Below are 14368 nucleotides of genomic sequence, written 5' to 3'. Positions count from 1 at the left end.
AATTACACTACGATGAACAAATTTATACTTATGTTTCTGCTGCTATTTCTTGGTGCCGGAGCACTGTTAGCGCAAACCAACTTGGGTACCATACAAGGCACCATCACTGATAAAGACAATAATCCAATACCCGGACTGAACGCGGCTCTGCGGGGTACTACGCTGGGTAACGTAACTGACGCTGACGGGGAATTTACAATTGGTGAAATTCCCACCGGATCGTATCAGCTTATGATTTCCGGAGTGGGCTACCAGACCCAACGTCGCTCGGTCAATGTCACCGAAGGTCAAACTCTACAGCTTGATTTCACCTTACAGCCGAGCCTTACTCAGCTACAGGAAGTAGAAATCACCGGACGAAAGGAAACCACCTACCAGAACGAGGTATCGTTCATAGGCTCCAAGACGGCTACGCCACTGCAAGATGTACCGCAGTCGGTAAGCTACGTCACCAAAGAACTGATTCTCGATCAGGCAGCTTTTCGGGTCAACGATGTGGTGAAAAATATGAGCGGGGTGAATCAGTATTCGTTCTACAACGACATCACTATTCGGGGCTTTCGGGTGGCCGGACAACGTAACTCTGGCAACCTCATCAACGGAATGCGGGCGTTTACCAGCTTCTGGAAACAGCAGCTTATTCCGCACATTGAGCGAGTAGAAGTTATCAAGGGGCCAGCCTCTGCCCTATTTGGTAATGCTTCACCGGGGGGCACCATCAACCGAGTTACTAAGAAGCCGCTGGATGAAACCCGACAATCAATTACTGCCACCGTAGGTAGCTTTGGTACACTACGTACCCTGGCTGACTTCACCGGACCAATGACCGAAGATGGCACCCTGCTGTACCGCCTCAACCTAGGCTACGAAAACGCTGACAGCTTTCGCGACCTACAGTATGATAATAACCTGATTGTAGCCCCGTCGTTCTCATTTCTCCCCAATGATGCCACCCGGCTCAACGTAGATGTGGTTTACCAAAGCTCAGACGGACGCCTAGACCGAGGGCAAGCAGTATTCGGCGACGGTGACCTCTTTTCGGTTCCTATTACTAAGGCTCTTAATGCAGCTAACGACTACCTGCGGGAAGAGAGCCTCAACGCTACCCTATCGTTTCAGCACCAGTTTACCGACCGAATTAAGTTTAATAGCGTATATCTGCACTCTAACTATCGGGAAGACCTTCAGGAGCACCGCGCCGCCAATCGCTTTGCAGCGCTAGGCGATGGTGGTATTGACCCTGAACAAGTAGCTATGCAGGCGTTCATTCGTAGGCGTAATTGGAGCAACGATAACTTCAATAATTACTTAACCCTTGATCTGACTACCGGCCCGCTGGAGCATCAATTACTTGTAGGCTACGACTACTTCCGCCAAACACTGAAGCCCGGTGGCTCACAGTTACAGGCCCGGCGATACCTTTTAGCTGACCGAACGGGGACTAGTAATTTTGATCCCGAAAACGCTGATGCTTTTGCCCTAGATGAAGCGGGTAACCCCATTCCCAACGTACCTCACTTCGACCTCACTGACCCTTTCGCTAACCAAATACGGGATATGAGCGACTATGTGTATGATACCCGGCTTTTTCCGCAAAGCCTACTGCATAACCACGGTATCTACCTACAGAACCAAGTAACCTGGGGGCCGCTGCAAGTACTAATCGGCCTACGACAGGAGTACTATATTGATGAGCTGGACTACCGTACCGAAGACGAAGAACGAGTAAGCCAGGATGCATTTATTCCGCGTTTGGGACTGGTGTACGAGCTTAGTGATCGGATAAATTTATACGGCACCTACGTAGAAGGTTATCAGCCCCAATCGGCTAGTGTGATAAATGACCCCGATGCGGGAGGGCCGTTCGATCCGCTTATTAGTAATCTAATAGAGTTCGGTGCTAAGACCCAATGGATGGATGATCGCCTAAGTGCTACGTTGGCTATATACCGATTACGGCAGGAGGGCGCCCTCTACAACGCCAATGATCCTGATAACCCTGATCGGCAGGTGCAGATCGGCGAAGAGCAGTCGCAGGGAATAGAGTTAGACATTACCGGACAAATTTTACCCAACTGGAGTATAGTTGCCAACTACGCCTTTAACGAGGCAGTTATTCAGGTGAGCGATGATGAAACCGAAGAAAACCGCCAGAAGCCCAATGCACCCCGGCATACGGGTAATCTGTGGACTAAATACGTAATCGACCGCGGGGCATTCGCCGGACTGGGTATCGGGGTAGGTATTAACCTAGTAACCGAACGCTTTGGGTCTATTGTCCCCGAAGGTGAAAACCCACCACTGTTTCCGGGCTACGAAGTAGTAGATGCTGCCCTATACTATCAGTTAGATAAATTTCGTATTCAGGTAAACGTGAATAATGTGCTGGATCAGACCCATTGGGTGGGTGGCTACGATTTCATCCGGGCTTTTCCGGGAGCTCCGCGTAATCTGCTTACTACTATTTCTTACACTTTCTAATGCTATGAAACTGAATAAACAAGCCCTATTTCGTATCCACAGTTGGATTGGTGTTAAGCTGAGTGTGCTGTTCTTTATTGTGTGCTTTTCGGGCACACTGGCCACCGTGAGCCACGAAATGGATTGGCTGTTTAATCCAGAGATGCGGGTCTGGCGAGATCGGGTCTCGCCAGATCGGGTCTCGCCAGATCGGGTCTCGCCAGACCGGGTCTCGCCAGACCGGGTCTCACGTAACCAGCAGGCACAAAACGTATACCAAGCTTTCCCTCAGGGCGAGATCACATTCTGGATGGGCTCGCGTGAGCCCTACCTTTGTGATGTGGTGTACGTGAAAAATGGTGACCGTCGCGATTACGTTTTTGTCAACCCCTACAGTGGTGAGGTGCAAGGCAGTACCGTGCTAACCTTCCAACGGTTTTTTCGCGACCTACACTATTTTTTGTTTATTCCTTTTCAAATTGGTCACTTCACCGTACTCATTTTTGGGTTTATGCTGCTGGTGTCGCTGCTCACTGCTCTGGTGTTCTATAAAAAATGGTACCGCAAGTTATTTGAACTCAAGACCGGAAAAGGAGCCTTAGTTCTTTTCCGTAGTCTGCACCGACTGGTGGGGGTTTGGTCGGTTCCGTTTACGTTACTATTTTCAGTAACGGGTATTTGGTACTTTGTAGAACGAGCCAATGTGGGCGGGGTTGCTGATACGGCAAATATCTCTGCCCCCCAACTTGCCGAGCCTATCGATTCGGCAACGTTTGCTGAAGTACGGCGAGCTATTGACTACGACCGGGCCGTAGAAATAGCGCAGCAGGAAATTAAGGGGTTAGATGTGAAAGATATTCTTCCGCCAGCTAAACCTACTTCCGCTATTTACCTTACCGGAAAGAGCCACGAGCCATTGGTGCGAAACCGGGCCAACCGGGTATATCTGCACCCCACCACCTACGAAGTACTAAAAGTACAACGAGCCAATGCACTACCAACCGTTACTTGGCTCAATGATATTACCGACCCACTGCACTTCGGCTACTGGGGTGGCCTGGTGACCAAAATTATTTGGTTTTTGTTGGGGTTGGGCATCTCTTCGCTGGTCTTGACTGGCATTTGGATTAGCCAAAAGCGCCGGATAAAACGTACGGCCCAGTGCCAAGTTAAGGCTCAGCGGCTGGGCCCGTGGCAGTACGCCAATTGGACTGTGTACGGAGTGATGATGGTTTTCATGTACGGTACGCTTGTTACCCGCTACCAAGCTTCTTTATCTGCTTTGCTGCTGATTACCGCCGGATGGTTACTTTTTATTGGCGCAGCCTGGTATCTATTTGAGTACCGGATAAAAAAAGTTGTTCAGAAAAAACTAGCCTAACACCTAAAATTATGAATAAAAGTCCCTTTGAACTCTTGGAAGAAAACGAATTTGCCTACGTAGCTTACCGGGTGTCAGACCACCGAGCATCGAGCTATCGTAAACAAGCAGAAATACTACAGCTGAGCTTCGGCAACGTAAGCCTGCAACTAAACCCTACCGAGTTTGCCCGACTACAGAAGCAGGTAGCAGAAACGCTTGAGCAAATTCAGATTGTACGAGACCCTTATTATCGGGAGTTTATCATTTCTACATCGGTCAGGAACATGGTGTTTACCTTCAGCTACTGCGAACTCTGCCAAATCAATCAAGTGATGGTCAACACGCAAACAATGCTAGAAGTAGGTCAGATTATCAACCTTCCTAATTCATCTACCAATTAATCAACTGTAAAACTATAACCGCATGTGTAAAACTCAATCTCCCATTAACTTAAACGAAACCGATGACGGACAGATGAGCTGGTGTCCGGGCTGCGAAAGCTACTCGCTAGTGTACCGAAGTGCTTGCGTGTCTTTTTATCGCCACGAACTAGATCAGTTTGTAGAGACGCTAAATGCACTGACCCCCGATAATTTTTGCTACGACTTTAAAGATCAGCCCCACGCCATTATCCGGGGCTCTAGTTCCTACGTAGGCCTTTGCCTAAACCGCAACGATGTGTACGCCCTCCGAAGCCTCATCCGTGGGGCACTGACTGTTCACGAAGCTTATAAAATCCTCCACTCTAACTCTTAAAACCCCGTTCTTATGGAAACCATGCAAGACTTTGATCGATTCCTATTAGAATTACACCGTCGTATTGAGGAAAACCCTGAACAGAAGTGGCGCATTTTACTGCAAGCCCAACAAGAGACCAGTTGCCCATTTTTAAAACGGCGGATTAAGCGCGCTTATAATCAATACCTAGAGCAGCCGTAACTATTAAATAGTATTCTGATTTGTTTCCAGATCGGGGACGAAAACCGCGCCGATGGCCGACCGGAGACTGCGCCACAGGGGCTGTCCCACAGGGGCTGTCCCACAGGGGCTGTCCCACAGCAGCAGGAACAATAATGAGATTGACCACGAATGACCGGGTAGTGGTACTCTCCGCTCCCGTACGCCACGCTCTCGGCAACCCCTTACAAAATTTTTAAAATAACCTTGATTACTTGCAACCATTTTTTTAAACCTTTTTGATCATGAGTACACTTACTTTTTACTATCACGCCAATACGCTGACTTTTTATAGTATCCTGCTCTGCGGACTGCTTACGTGGAAGAACCGAAAAAGAGTTAATACTATCTCTGCTCCTTTATGCTTTTTGACCTGCGTTGGCGCGTATCTTATGTACGATGAAATAGAGAATATTTTAGTAGAACGCACCCTAATTATCGGCGGTTTCTTAGTACCGTTTACCTTTTGGGTCTTTTCCCATTCCTTATTCAACATCGGCAGTATTCCTCTTCGTACCCGGGTGGTGGGTATCATTGCTTCGTTAGTACCCTACTTATGCTGGTATCTGCCCCTGACGGAATACACTTCGAGCGTTATCGCTTTGGGATCAGCCATGCTGTCGATCCTGTTTGCGGTGATGGCCGTAGTGGAAACCAAAACCCCGAAAAGCAAGGAGCGTAGTCAGTACCAATTAAAAATATACGCAGTATACGCCATAGCGATCACCATTGTTTTTACCGTATTGAGCGATTTTCTGTTCGACGATACTACCTGGCTGTATACAGTCGTAGTTCAACGCCTGCTAATTTTACTATTAAGTAGCTTATTCATTTTTTCCAATTTTGCTATCAACGAAAATCTCACTAAACCGAAAGAGCCTGCTACCAAAAATCCGGCGTTGGCTACCAAGATACGGCACAAGATGAGCTATGATAAGCTGTACCGGGTAGAGAAGTTGACGATTGGGCAACTTGCCAAACAGCTCAATGAGCAGGAATACCGGGTACGGCGGGCGATCAACGATGACCTGGGTTTTAAAAACTTTCTGGATTTTGTGAATTCGTTCCGTATCAAAGAGGCTACCGGAATACTGAAAGACCAAGCTAGGAGCGATCTGACAGTACTTCAAATCGCCTATCAAACCGGCTTTAATTCTATTGCTCCCTTCAACCGGGCTTTTAAGCTGTACACCGGGATGACCCCTACTAAATACCGAAAGAGTTGGATTGATCAGAACCCATCGCCCCTTTCTGTAGCCTAAACAGGCTTATTGATACTACAAATCCTGATTGATTTCGGAATCGATCAGGATTTACCGAAATTGAGAAGATCGGCTAGTAGTAAAGTTGCTTTTTGCGCTGTACTTAAACTTCAAAAAACTAATTATGAGAATACTATACGTAATGCTAGTCGTACTAGTAATCAATGTTACCGGACACGCTCAGTCTGCCACCGCTACGCTACGGGGTTCAGTGACGGATAATGATGGGAATGGACTGCCCGGAATTAATGTTCAAGTGAAGAATACTACTCTCGGTGCTGCTACTGATGAAGCAGGGGAATTCGAAATAAAAGGAGTTACAGAAGGACGAAAAACGATTGTGATCTCCAGTGTAGGGTACGCCACGCAAACGAAGGTCATTAGAATAGAGCCTGATTCTACCGCTTCATTAGAAGTGCAATTGCTAACCGAAGCCCAGGAATTATTGGAAGTAACGGTGAGCGGTGCAGCACCGGGCTTTACCCCAGGACGCATCACCGGAGCTACTAAGTTACCGGTAGATTACCAAGAGCTACCTCTTAGTGCCACTGTAGTACAAAGCGACCTAATTGCATCCCGTCAGTTCATCCGACCGGAGACCGCACTTCGCATGGTGGCGGGACTTACCCCCGTAGCCTCAGCCCACAGCCAAACCAAATCCAACTTCTTAGCACGAGGATTCTTTCATAACTCTTCATTGGGTGGAGTACTGAAAGACGGGAAATACTACGCGGGTACTGACTCGCCCATTGCCGACGTAGCCAGTTTAGACCGAATAGAATTTCTAAAAGGAGCGTCCTCATTACTATACGGTAGTGCCGAACCGGGCGGACAGCTTAACTACGTATACAAGCAGCCGCTGGAAGAGGCCGCTTACAATATTAATCTATTAGCCGGAAGTTGGAATACCTTCCGAGCGACACTGGATGCCGGAGGCCCCATTATCGCTGATAAGTTACTGTACCGGGCTACGCTGGGAATTGAAAATAGTGAAACCTGGCAGGACTTCAGCTACACTGAGCGTTATGCTCCTATGCTTACTTTTCTCTACAAGATCACCCCCCGCACCTCCCTGCAACTAACCGGGGAAATGATCATTCAGGACGCTAACCCCTCTAATACCGATGCCCCGGCCATCAACTTAACTGATGCCGATGGTTCGGGACAGGCCCAGATTTTTCGGGTGCCGGACAACTGGTACGCGGGCTTCACCAACGATTATTCCGAAGACCTTACCCAAGTATATCAAGCCAGCCTCCGGCATGAGTTTTCTGATAACCTGAACGCCACCGCTAACTTTAGTTGGAACAAATCGGAGCGGGAATCAGGAGCCGGAGGCTACTTTCCTTTAGCCGGGCCGGAAAATACCTTTGGGGCTGCCGGTGAGCCTAATCTGGAAACCGGAGAACTCAACCGTCTGGTTTTCGATCAGGGACGATTTGTGCAGGGAACTGCCGCTAACGTAGATGTGAATTATAACGGGAAAACCGGCCTACTAAACCACCGCTTGATCGTAGGCGGATCGTACACGCAGATCACAACACAAAACCGCAACGGTTTTTCGCCTCTGGTACCGCCCGGGTTCGTTGATGAAATGCCTCCGACCAATATCTTTCAACCAGTTTACGTAGCGTTTAACCATCTGACTAATACCGAAGATTCGCCACCATTTGCTATCGAAGACTGGGATCAGGAGGAGTATGGAGTGTACCTACAAGATCTGATAAAAATAGAGGGTAGCGGACTGAATGTAATGCTGGGATTACGCTACAACAACTACCAATATCGTAGCGTCGGCAATACTCAGTGGAGCGGTGAGGAGGGTTCCCTCCGACCTGATATAGACAATGTGTCGTTAGTACCTCGTTTGGGATTGATTTATGAATTCACCCCCTTACTATCGGCCTACGGAAGCTTTAGCCAATCTATTTTGCCCATTGCCCCTATTCTAGGGGCCAACGGAGTAGTAGTAAACGATAATCCTGAACCGGTTGAGGGAGAGCAATTTGAGTTTGGTCTGAAGGGGCAATTAGCTGAGCGTCTGAACTATACCGTAAGCCTGTATCAACTGGATCGGCAAAATGAAGTGGTTATGATAAGCGAAGATGAAAGTGCTCAGGACGGTCTACGCCGCAGCCGAGGAGTAGAAGTAGATGCCAGTGGTCAGCTTTTTGAAGGTTTTAATTTTTACCTGAGCTACGGCTACACTAATACCGAAATTGTGGAAAGTGGCGTATCCGATGCACTAGAGGGTGAGCGTTTTAGTGGAGTACCCGAACATTTTTTCTCCCTGTGGAATACCTACCAGCTTCCCAACCGTTTAGGTTTTGGTTTAGGTGCTGAGTACCGCAGTAGTTGGCAATTACAACCTGGTAGCTTTGGGCAGACCGTACCGTTGGAAGAAGATAGTTACTTTGTTGTAAACGCTAGCGCATTCTACCAACTGGAGCTAACCAAAGGAGCCTTAGACTTTAACCTCACCGTTAATAATATCTTTGATGAGTATTACTTTCTACCTACGCAAAGTTTGTTATTTATTAAGCGAGGCGCCCCTCTAGGCTACAGCGTTTCGGTAGGGTACTCCTTTTAAAGACACGGCGATTATTTAATATAGTAGGAAGTAAAAGTGAAAGAATTGCTAATTCCGTGAACAGCCTGGTCGTTCTACTACTATTCTCCCTGATATTCGGAGCATTGGTCGGGTTCGGCCTACGCTTCACTGTTTCCTCCATGAACACCGATATGAGTAATGCTACGTTGGTAGGACTTTCCGGGGCAGCTATGCTGCTGTTTTTACCTTCTTGGTTAGCCTACCAGCTTAGCGAACGCTACTTAGCTGCGGTGCTTATTCAACTATTTGTTGGAGCGATTGCCGGAATGGTGTCTGGCTATTTTTGGGACAGTTTACTTTCCTGTGTATTAGTGGGAGTAATGGCGAGTCTTACACTGTGGATTACTACCTCTCTCATCGCAAGCTCATTATACTGGGTTGCCGGAGTGGTAGCCCTGCTAACTTTTTTACTGAACGTAGTAGGGCATTCTCTTGGCTCACGCCCTCTTTGGGTATATTTATTATTAGCAGTAGGCACCTCAGCAATTTCACAGTTAACCGCTTGGCTCGCCCATAAATTATCCGATTGGCTAACAATGAACTGATACCCTCTTTTATAATACTAGTACTAGCTATCTAAATACCCCACCTATAGCTATTGTTTATTATTGGATTCGTTGCGACCTTCGCGTTTCTTAGATTGAGTCTAAATAAACATAATGTACGCTACTTCTACCTATCTACTGACACCTTCACTACTATTCTTATCTCAACTATTGTATGCCCAAACGGCTATTATTCAAGGGCAGGTCGTTGATCCAAGGAATGAAGTCATACCCGGTATCAACATCATGCTTAACCAAGAACGAGGCGTTGCTACCGATGTGTCGGGCAACTTTACTTTACGTGATATTTCCCCGGGTAAACATACCTTGGCTATCTCAGGAATAGGTTACCAAACCCAGACTCAGCTCGTGACACTAGCAGCCGGACAAACGAAGCAACTAACTATCCGACTGGAAGAAGGAACTACCCAAATGGACGAAGTGACGGTGGTTGGACAATCTGAGACGACTGAGATTGAATCGAGAGGCTTCAATGTAGAAGCTGTGGCCACCCGGCCATTACAAGCCCAAAGCCTAGATTTAAACCGGGTACTCGACCGTACCGCTGGTATTCGTATTCGGCAGTCGGGCGGGATGGGTTCTGATTTTGTATATTCACTAGATGGCATGTCAGGTAATTCCATTCGCTTCTTTGTGGATGGTATTCCGATGGATTACTTCGGCTCATCCTACTCTATCAACAACTTTCCTGTTTCGCTGGTAGATCGGATTGATGTGTACAAGGGTGTAGTCCCGGTAGAGCTTGGCTCAGATGCGCTGGGGGGAGCTATCAATCTGGTTACCAGTCAGCAAGCTGATAATTTTGCGGAAGCTTCTTACTCCTTTGGTTCATTCAATACCCACCAAGCAGCCGTGCAAGGGCAGTGGACCGAAGGCAATTCGGGATTTACTACCCGGCTGTCGGCCTTCTACAACTATTCAGATAATAATTACCGGGTATGGGGGCGCGGGGTAACGTACGATAATGAGAACTTTCGCCCGATAGAGTTTACTCGGAAAGAACCTGCCGAACGCTTTAACGATGATTTTCGAACCATTAATGCTAAGGTAGACATTGGCTTTACTGATCGTACATGGGCCGATCAATTTTTTGTGGGGGCAGTAGTTTCTGATCTGGACCGGGGTATTCAGCACGGGCAAACAATGGAAGATCCGTACGGCGATGCCCGCTACCAAGAAGATTTTTTGATGCCCTTTTTAACGTATCAGAAAAATGACTTACTGATAAAAGGTTTAAATACCAATCTGTTTGCTTCACTGGCTATGAAGGATGGCTTGACGGTAGATACTTCTACCAATGTTTATGACTGGAGGGGCAGGATAATCAATACTAACCCCAACGGTGGGGAGATTAATAATAATAGTCGCTCTGCTTTTACATTATCAGAAAATGCTCTCGTAGTACGCTGGAACACTACCTACGCTTTGAATGAATCTCATAAGCTTGGTATGAACTACGTACTTAATGATGTACAACGCAGCGGAAGTGACCCTTTCCAGCCAGATTATAGAATACCTCTGTTAGAACCACAGTCACTGCAAACCTTTTTTGGGGGTTTTTCCTATGAGAGCACTCTGCTGAATGAGAAGCTAACTACCAATCTTTTTGCGAAGTATTACGCCTACACGGCTTCAGTTAATGAAGGTGTACTGGTAGCTATTGAAGGAGAACAGCAATTTATCTCTCGTTCTGTTGACAACCAGCAAAACAACTGGGGTGGCGGATTCGCGGCATCTTACAAAGTATTACCCACCGTCAAAGTATTACCCACCGTATTAGCTAAAGTATCAGTAGAACAGGCAGTACGAATGCCCAATGCTATTGAAGCTCTGGGTGATGGAATTACCATTCAAAACGCGCCGGGTATTCTTCCGGAACGTAGCTTTAATATCAACGCCGGAGTTACGTTAGGTAAATTTTTCCGAGACGATCACAGCTATCGGCTGACTTTAACCGGATTTTACCGGGATACTCAAGACCAGCTCCTATTTACCGTGGTTGATAATCAGGGTAATGGGCAGTTTCAGAATATTGCCAAAACCTTGGGCAAGGGCGGGGAATTTGACTTTAGCTACGGCTACCGCGACTTTCTGGAGTTTACCGCCAACGCTACCTACCTGGATATACGCAATAACCAGCCCTTTGACGAGGTATCGAATCAACCAAATATTGTGTACCAAGACCGGCTACGTAACACCCCTTACCTGATGGCCAACAGTGGGTTTCGGTTTAAGTTCAACGACCTACTCCAGGAAGATTCACGAGTGTTTGCCTACTTCCAAACGGGCTATGTGCATGAGTATTTCTTAGGCTGGCCTAGCTTAGGAAACGTTCGTCAGAAGAATACTATTCCGGCCCAGCTAACGCACGACTTAGGCGTGAGCTATGCCTTCCCGGGTGAACGATTTACCGTTGCGGTGGATATGTCTAACATTACGAATGAGCAGGTGTACGATAATTTCCTGCTGCAAAAACCAGGACGAGCCGTCTTTGGCAAACTTACTTATTCTTTACAATCAATTTCACAATTATAATCTATATGAATTTTATGAGCAATTACGTATTTCGATTAATAGGATCGCTCTTGGTGAGTGGAGTACTATTCAGTGCTTGCAGTGAGGACGAAGGAGGCACTACCCCTACCCCAGATGTTCCGGATACTTCCGAAGAGGTAGTACCTCAGTACACGATGCTCGCCAGCGTGGGCGATCAAGAGTACATGGTTACTACTCATGATCTTACATCGGGTGAAATATCGGTAGTCGGCAGGGGTGTTGAAATCGAGTCTTACGGCAACGCAGAGGCACGTGATGGGTATGTTTACACCATCAATTACCGCGGGGGCAACGTTGAGCAGTATAAAGTTACTGTTGATGGATTAGATAATGTTGCTAGTCTATCGATGGCTTCACTTTCTCCATCAGGGGGCTTCCGTATTATGCAACAGACGCCTGAAGGTGACTTATTGCTAATGAATTGGCCCGATGACAATGGTCAATCGACTTTTGCTATTGTTGGTCTTCCTTCGTTTACAGTGAAAAGCAGTGGTTCTTTTGCATTGCCAGATGTAGGCGGACTAGACCCCGAAGAGATAGGAGGAGTAGTCAAAGGCGACAAAATCTACCTGGGCACCATGTATACGAACCGGGGTGAGTGGACTACCTTTCCTGATTCGCTGATAACCTGGAAACTAGACTATCCGTCGTTTACCAATCCTGAGATGATGGTCTCTACCGCTTCGCTAGGAACAGTAGCTGGTTTTTCAGGATCTAGTTCGGTACTAGATGAACAAGGTGATATTTATCAGCAAAATATTCGCAGTAAACATTGGTACAACATGGGTACTCGAGAAGAGATGCCAACCGTGTTTGTACGCATCCGTGACGGTGAGTATGATGACTCTTACGTATTTAATGTTTCTGAACAGTTTCCGGGTACAGTGAGCCTGATTGGCTTTGTTTACGCTGGAAATGGTATTGCTTAAGGAAAGCTGCTGGACGAAGATGCCACCAACGAGTGGGATGATGCCGCATCGGGTAACCACACCTCTATTGTAAAAATAGACCTGTATAACCAAACCGCTACGAAGCTAAATATTCCACTGGCACCCTCTATCAATATAGACCAAGGCGTAGTAGAAAATGGCAAGCTGTATCTTCCGATTAGCCCAGTAGGAGGCGAAGCTTTCATCTACGAAATAGATATTAACGGCGGACCGAATGATTTCAGAAAAGGAGCTGCGCTAGACGGTAATAATGTTTTGGCCTTTGCTGTCTTAAAAAATCGCTAGCTCTGCTATTAATAACGACTACTGCGTTCTGAAATTTTTCTACGCCATCTAGCGAAAATATGACTACTAAGAAACTCATTGGTAAAATTCACCTCTGGCTTGGACTCGCTTCCGGGCTGGTGGTGTTTTTGGTCAGTATTTCCGGAGCCATTATGGTTTTTGAGAAAGAAATTCGTTGGGCAACTGGAACGGCTAGCTACGATAGAACGGTACCAGGACAAAAAGCTCCAGCGGCACCACCTAGCCTGATCTTTCAGAAGTCACTGGAAGTAGCGCCCCAAGGGGGTACTTACCAATACTTTTTTACCGGAGAGCAGGAAAATAATGTTATTGTCAATTGGCACTACCATCCCGGTAGCGAAGAAGCGGATATTCCGGCGGGCTACCGAGAGATTCATCAAAACCCCTACACGGGGAAAGTGCTGTTAAACGAACTGTGGGAAGGGGGCTTTTGGGGCTGGATGGTCAAGTTTCATACAACATTACTGTTGCCTTATGAGGTAGGTCATCAGGTCGTCGGTTGGGCTACGGTTATCTTTATCCTGATGCTCATTACCGGTTTAGTGCTGTGGTTTCCCAAGAGCCGAAAAGGCTACAAACAGCGGTTTTCTGTTAAGTGGGGAGCAAGTTTTAAGCGGGTAAACTACGACTTACACAACGTTTTAGGTTTCTACACCTTGTGGGTAGTTATCATCATTGCTCTCACCGGACTGGTCTGGAGCTTCGGCTGGTTTAGCAATGGGGTTTATTTTATGGCGACTGGTGAGAAGCAGCCCGAGTATCAGGGGGCACTTTCAACGTATCACTCCGAGGATGCTCCACAAACCGACGATCAGTTGTTTACCCTGATTGATCAGGTGACAGCTACTACTTTGAATCAATATCCCGAAGTTTACCGCTACTCTGTTTCCTACCCAATGGACTCTACCGCCAGTATCGCCGTCAGTATTTTAACCGAACAAGGTAAAAATTATGACCGCCACGATGAGTATGTCTACGATCGCTATACCGGAGAGCTGATTGCTTCTGAGAAGTGGAGCGAGCATAATGCCGGTGAGCGGATTATGCACCTTAACTATCCTATCCATTTGGGTTTAATTGGAGGTTTACCTACCAAGATACTTGCCTTCTTTGCCAGTCTAATTGCTGCTAGTTTGCCCATCACAGGTTTCTACATCTGGTGGGGAAGAAAGAAGAAGACGAAGAAGCGGCGGAGAGATAAGAAAGCTTTTCGGCAAATAGAGATTGCCGGACAGTAGCATCTTACCGATAAACTCCAGTGGTATTAGCTATAGGTAGTGTCAATAATTACTACTTATAGCGATTGCCCTTTTCTCTCTAAGTAATTAAATTTGCGC

The 14368-nt window shown here is 47.0% G+C and carries 10 protein-coding genes and 1 pseudogene; all 11 read left to right on the top strand.

Annotated elements, in window-relative coordinates:
• Positions 1 to 12 precede the first annotated feature (12 nt).
• The 11 genes and pseudogenes from P0M28_RS28650 to P0M28_RS28600 all read left to right on the top strand — a co-directional run bounded on the left by P0M28_RS28650 (position 13) and on the right by P0M28_RS28600 (position 14269).
• The gene (locus P0M28_RS28650; RefSeq protein WP_302206936.1) at positions 13 to 2481 is read left to right on the top strand and encodes a TonB-dependent receptor; all 2469 of its coding nucleotides are present in this window, start codon (positions 13 to 15) and stop codon (positions 2479 to 2481) included.
• Between the two features lie 4 nt (positions 2482 to 2485).
• Complete coding sequence (locus P0M28_RS28645; protein ID WP_302206935.1) at positions 2486 to 3841, top strand: PepSY-associated TM helix domain-containing protein; 1356 nt, start codon at positions 2486 to 2488, stop codon at positions 3839 to 3841.
• A gap of 11 nt (positions 3842 to 3852) precedes the next feature.
• The gene (locus tag P0M28_RS28640; protein WP_302206934.1) at positions 3853 to 4224 is read left to right on the top strand and encodes a DUF6686 family protein; all 372 of its coding nucleotides are present in this window, start codon (positions 3853 to 3855) and stop codon (positions 4222 to 4224) included.
• Positions 4225 to 4246: 22 nt separating this feature from the next.
• A complete protein-coding gene (locus P0M28_RS28635; RefSeq protein ID WP_302206933.1) occupies positions 4247 to 4579 on the top strand; it encodes a DUF6686 family protein in 333 nt (110 codons plus the stop codon).
• A gap of 12 nt (positions 4580 to 4591) precedes the next feature.
• A complete protein-coding gene (locus tag P0M28_RS28630; RefSeq protein WP_302206932.1) occupies positions 4592 to 4762 on the top strand; it encodes a hypothetical protein in 171 nt (56 codons plus the stop codon).
• A 263-nt stretch (positions 4763 to 5025) separates the two neighbouring features.
• Positions 5026 to 6042, top strand: a complete 1017-nt coding sequence (locus P0M28_RS28625) for a helix-turn-helix domain-containing protein (RefSeq protein WP_302206931.1) — start codon at positions 5026 to 5028, stop codon at positions 6040 to 6042.
• Positions 6043 to 6166: 124 nt separating this feature from the next.
• A complete protein-coding gene (locus tag P0M28_RS28620; RefSeq protein WP_302206930.1) occupies positions 6167 to 8632 on the top strand; it encodes a TonB-dependent receptor in 2466 nt (821 codons plus the stop codon).
• Between the two features lie 56 nt (positions 8633 to 8688).
• Complete coding sequence (locus tag P0M28_RS28615) at positions 8689 to 9198, top strand: hypothetical protein (protein ID WP_302206929.1); 510 nt, start codon at positions 8689 to 8691, stop codon at positions 9196 to 9198.
• 114 nt (positions 9199 to 9312) lie between these two features.
• Positions 9313 to 11754 (top strand): TonB-dependent receptor, encoded by a 2442-nt coding sequence (locus P0M28_RS28610; RefSeq protein WP_302206928.1) that lies wholly within the window; start codon positions 9313 to 9315, stop codon positions 11752 to 11754.
• Between the two features lie 5 nt (positions 11755 to 11759).
• Positions 11760 to 13010 (top strand): annotated as a pseudogene (locus P0M28_RS28605) (DUF4374 domain-containing protein).
• Between the two features lie 59 nt (positions 13011 to 13069).
• Entirely contained in the window at positions 13070 to 14269 is a 1200-nt protein-coding gene (locus tag P0M28_RS28600) for a PepSY-associated TM helix domain-containing protein (protein WP_302206926.1), read from the top strand.
• The last annotated feature ends 99 nt before the right edge of the window (positions 14270 to 14368 follow it).

It is taken from the genome of Tunicatimonas pelagia (assembly GCF_030506325.1).
Taxonomy (GTDB): domain Bacteria; phylum Bacteroidota; class Bacteroidia; order Cytophagales; family Cyclobacteriaceae; genus Tunicatimonas; species Tunicatimonas pelagia.
This window is presented reverse-complemented; position numbering and strand designations above follow the sequence as displayed.

Excerpts from the sequence above, each read along its gene's own strand:
- P0M28_RS28620 (WP_302206930.1), top strand. The coding sequence starts at position 6,167 with ATGAGAATACTATACGTAATGCTAGTCGTACTAGTAATCAATGTTACC.
- P0M28_RS28610 (WP_302206928.1), top strand. The coding sequence starts at position 9,313 with ATGTACGCTACTTCTACCTATCTACTGACACCTTCACTACTATTCTTA.
- P0M28_RS28645 (WP_302206935.1), top strand. The coding sequence starts at position 2,486 with ATGAAACTGAATAAACAAGCCCTATTTCGTATCCACAGTTGGATTGGT.
- P0M28_RS28600 (WP_302206926.1), top strand. The coding sequence starts at position 13,070 with ATGACTACTAAGAAACTCATTGGTAAAATTCACCTCTGGCTTGGACTC.
- P0M28_RS28640 (WP_302206934.1), top strand. The coding sequence starts at position 3,853 with ATGAATAAAAGTCCCTTTGAACTCTTGGAAGAAAACGAATTTGCCTAC.
- P0M28_RS28635 (WP_302206933.1), top strand. The coding sequence starts at position 4,247 with ATGTGTAAAACTCAATCTCCCATTAACTTAAACGAAACCGATGACGGA.
- P0M28_RS28625 (WP_302206931.1), top strand. The coding sequence starts at position 5,026 with ATGAGTACACTTACTTTTTACTATCACGCCAATACGCTGACTTTTTAT.
- P0M28_RS28650 (WP_302206936.1), top strand. The coding sequence starts at position 13 with ATGAACAAATTTATACTTATGTTTCTGCTGCTATTTCTTGGTGCCGGA.
- P0M28_RS28630 (WP_302206932.1), top strand. The coding sequence starts at position 4,592 with ATGGAAACCATGCAAGACTTTGATCGATTCCTATTAGAATTACACCGT.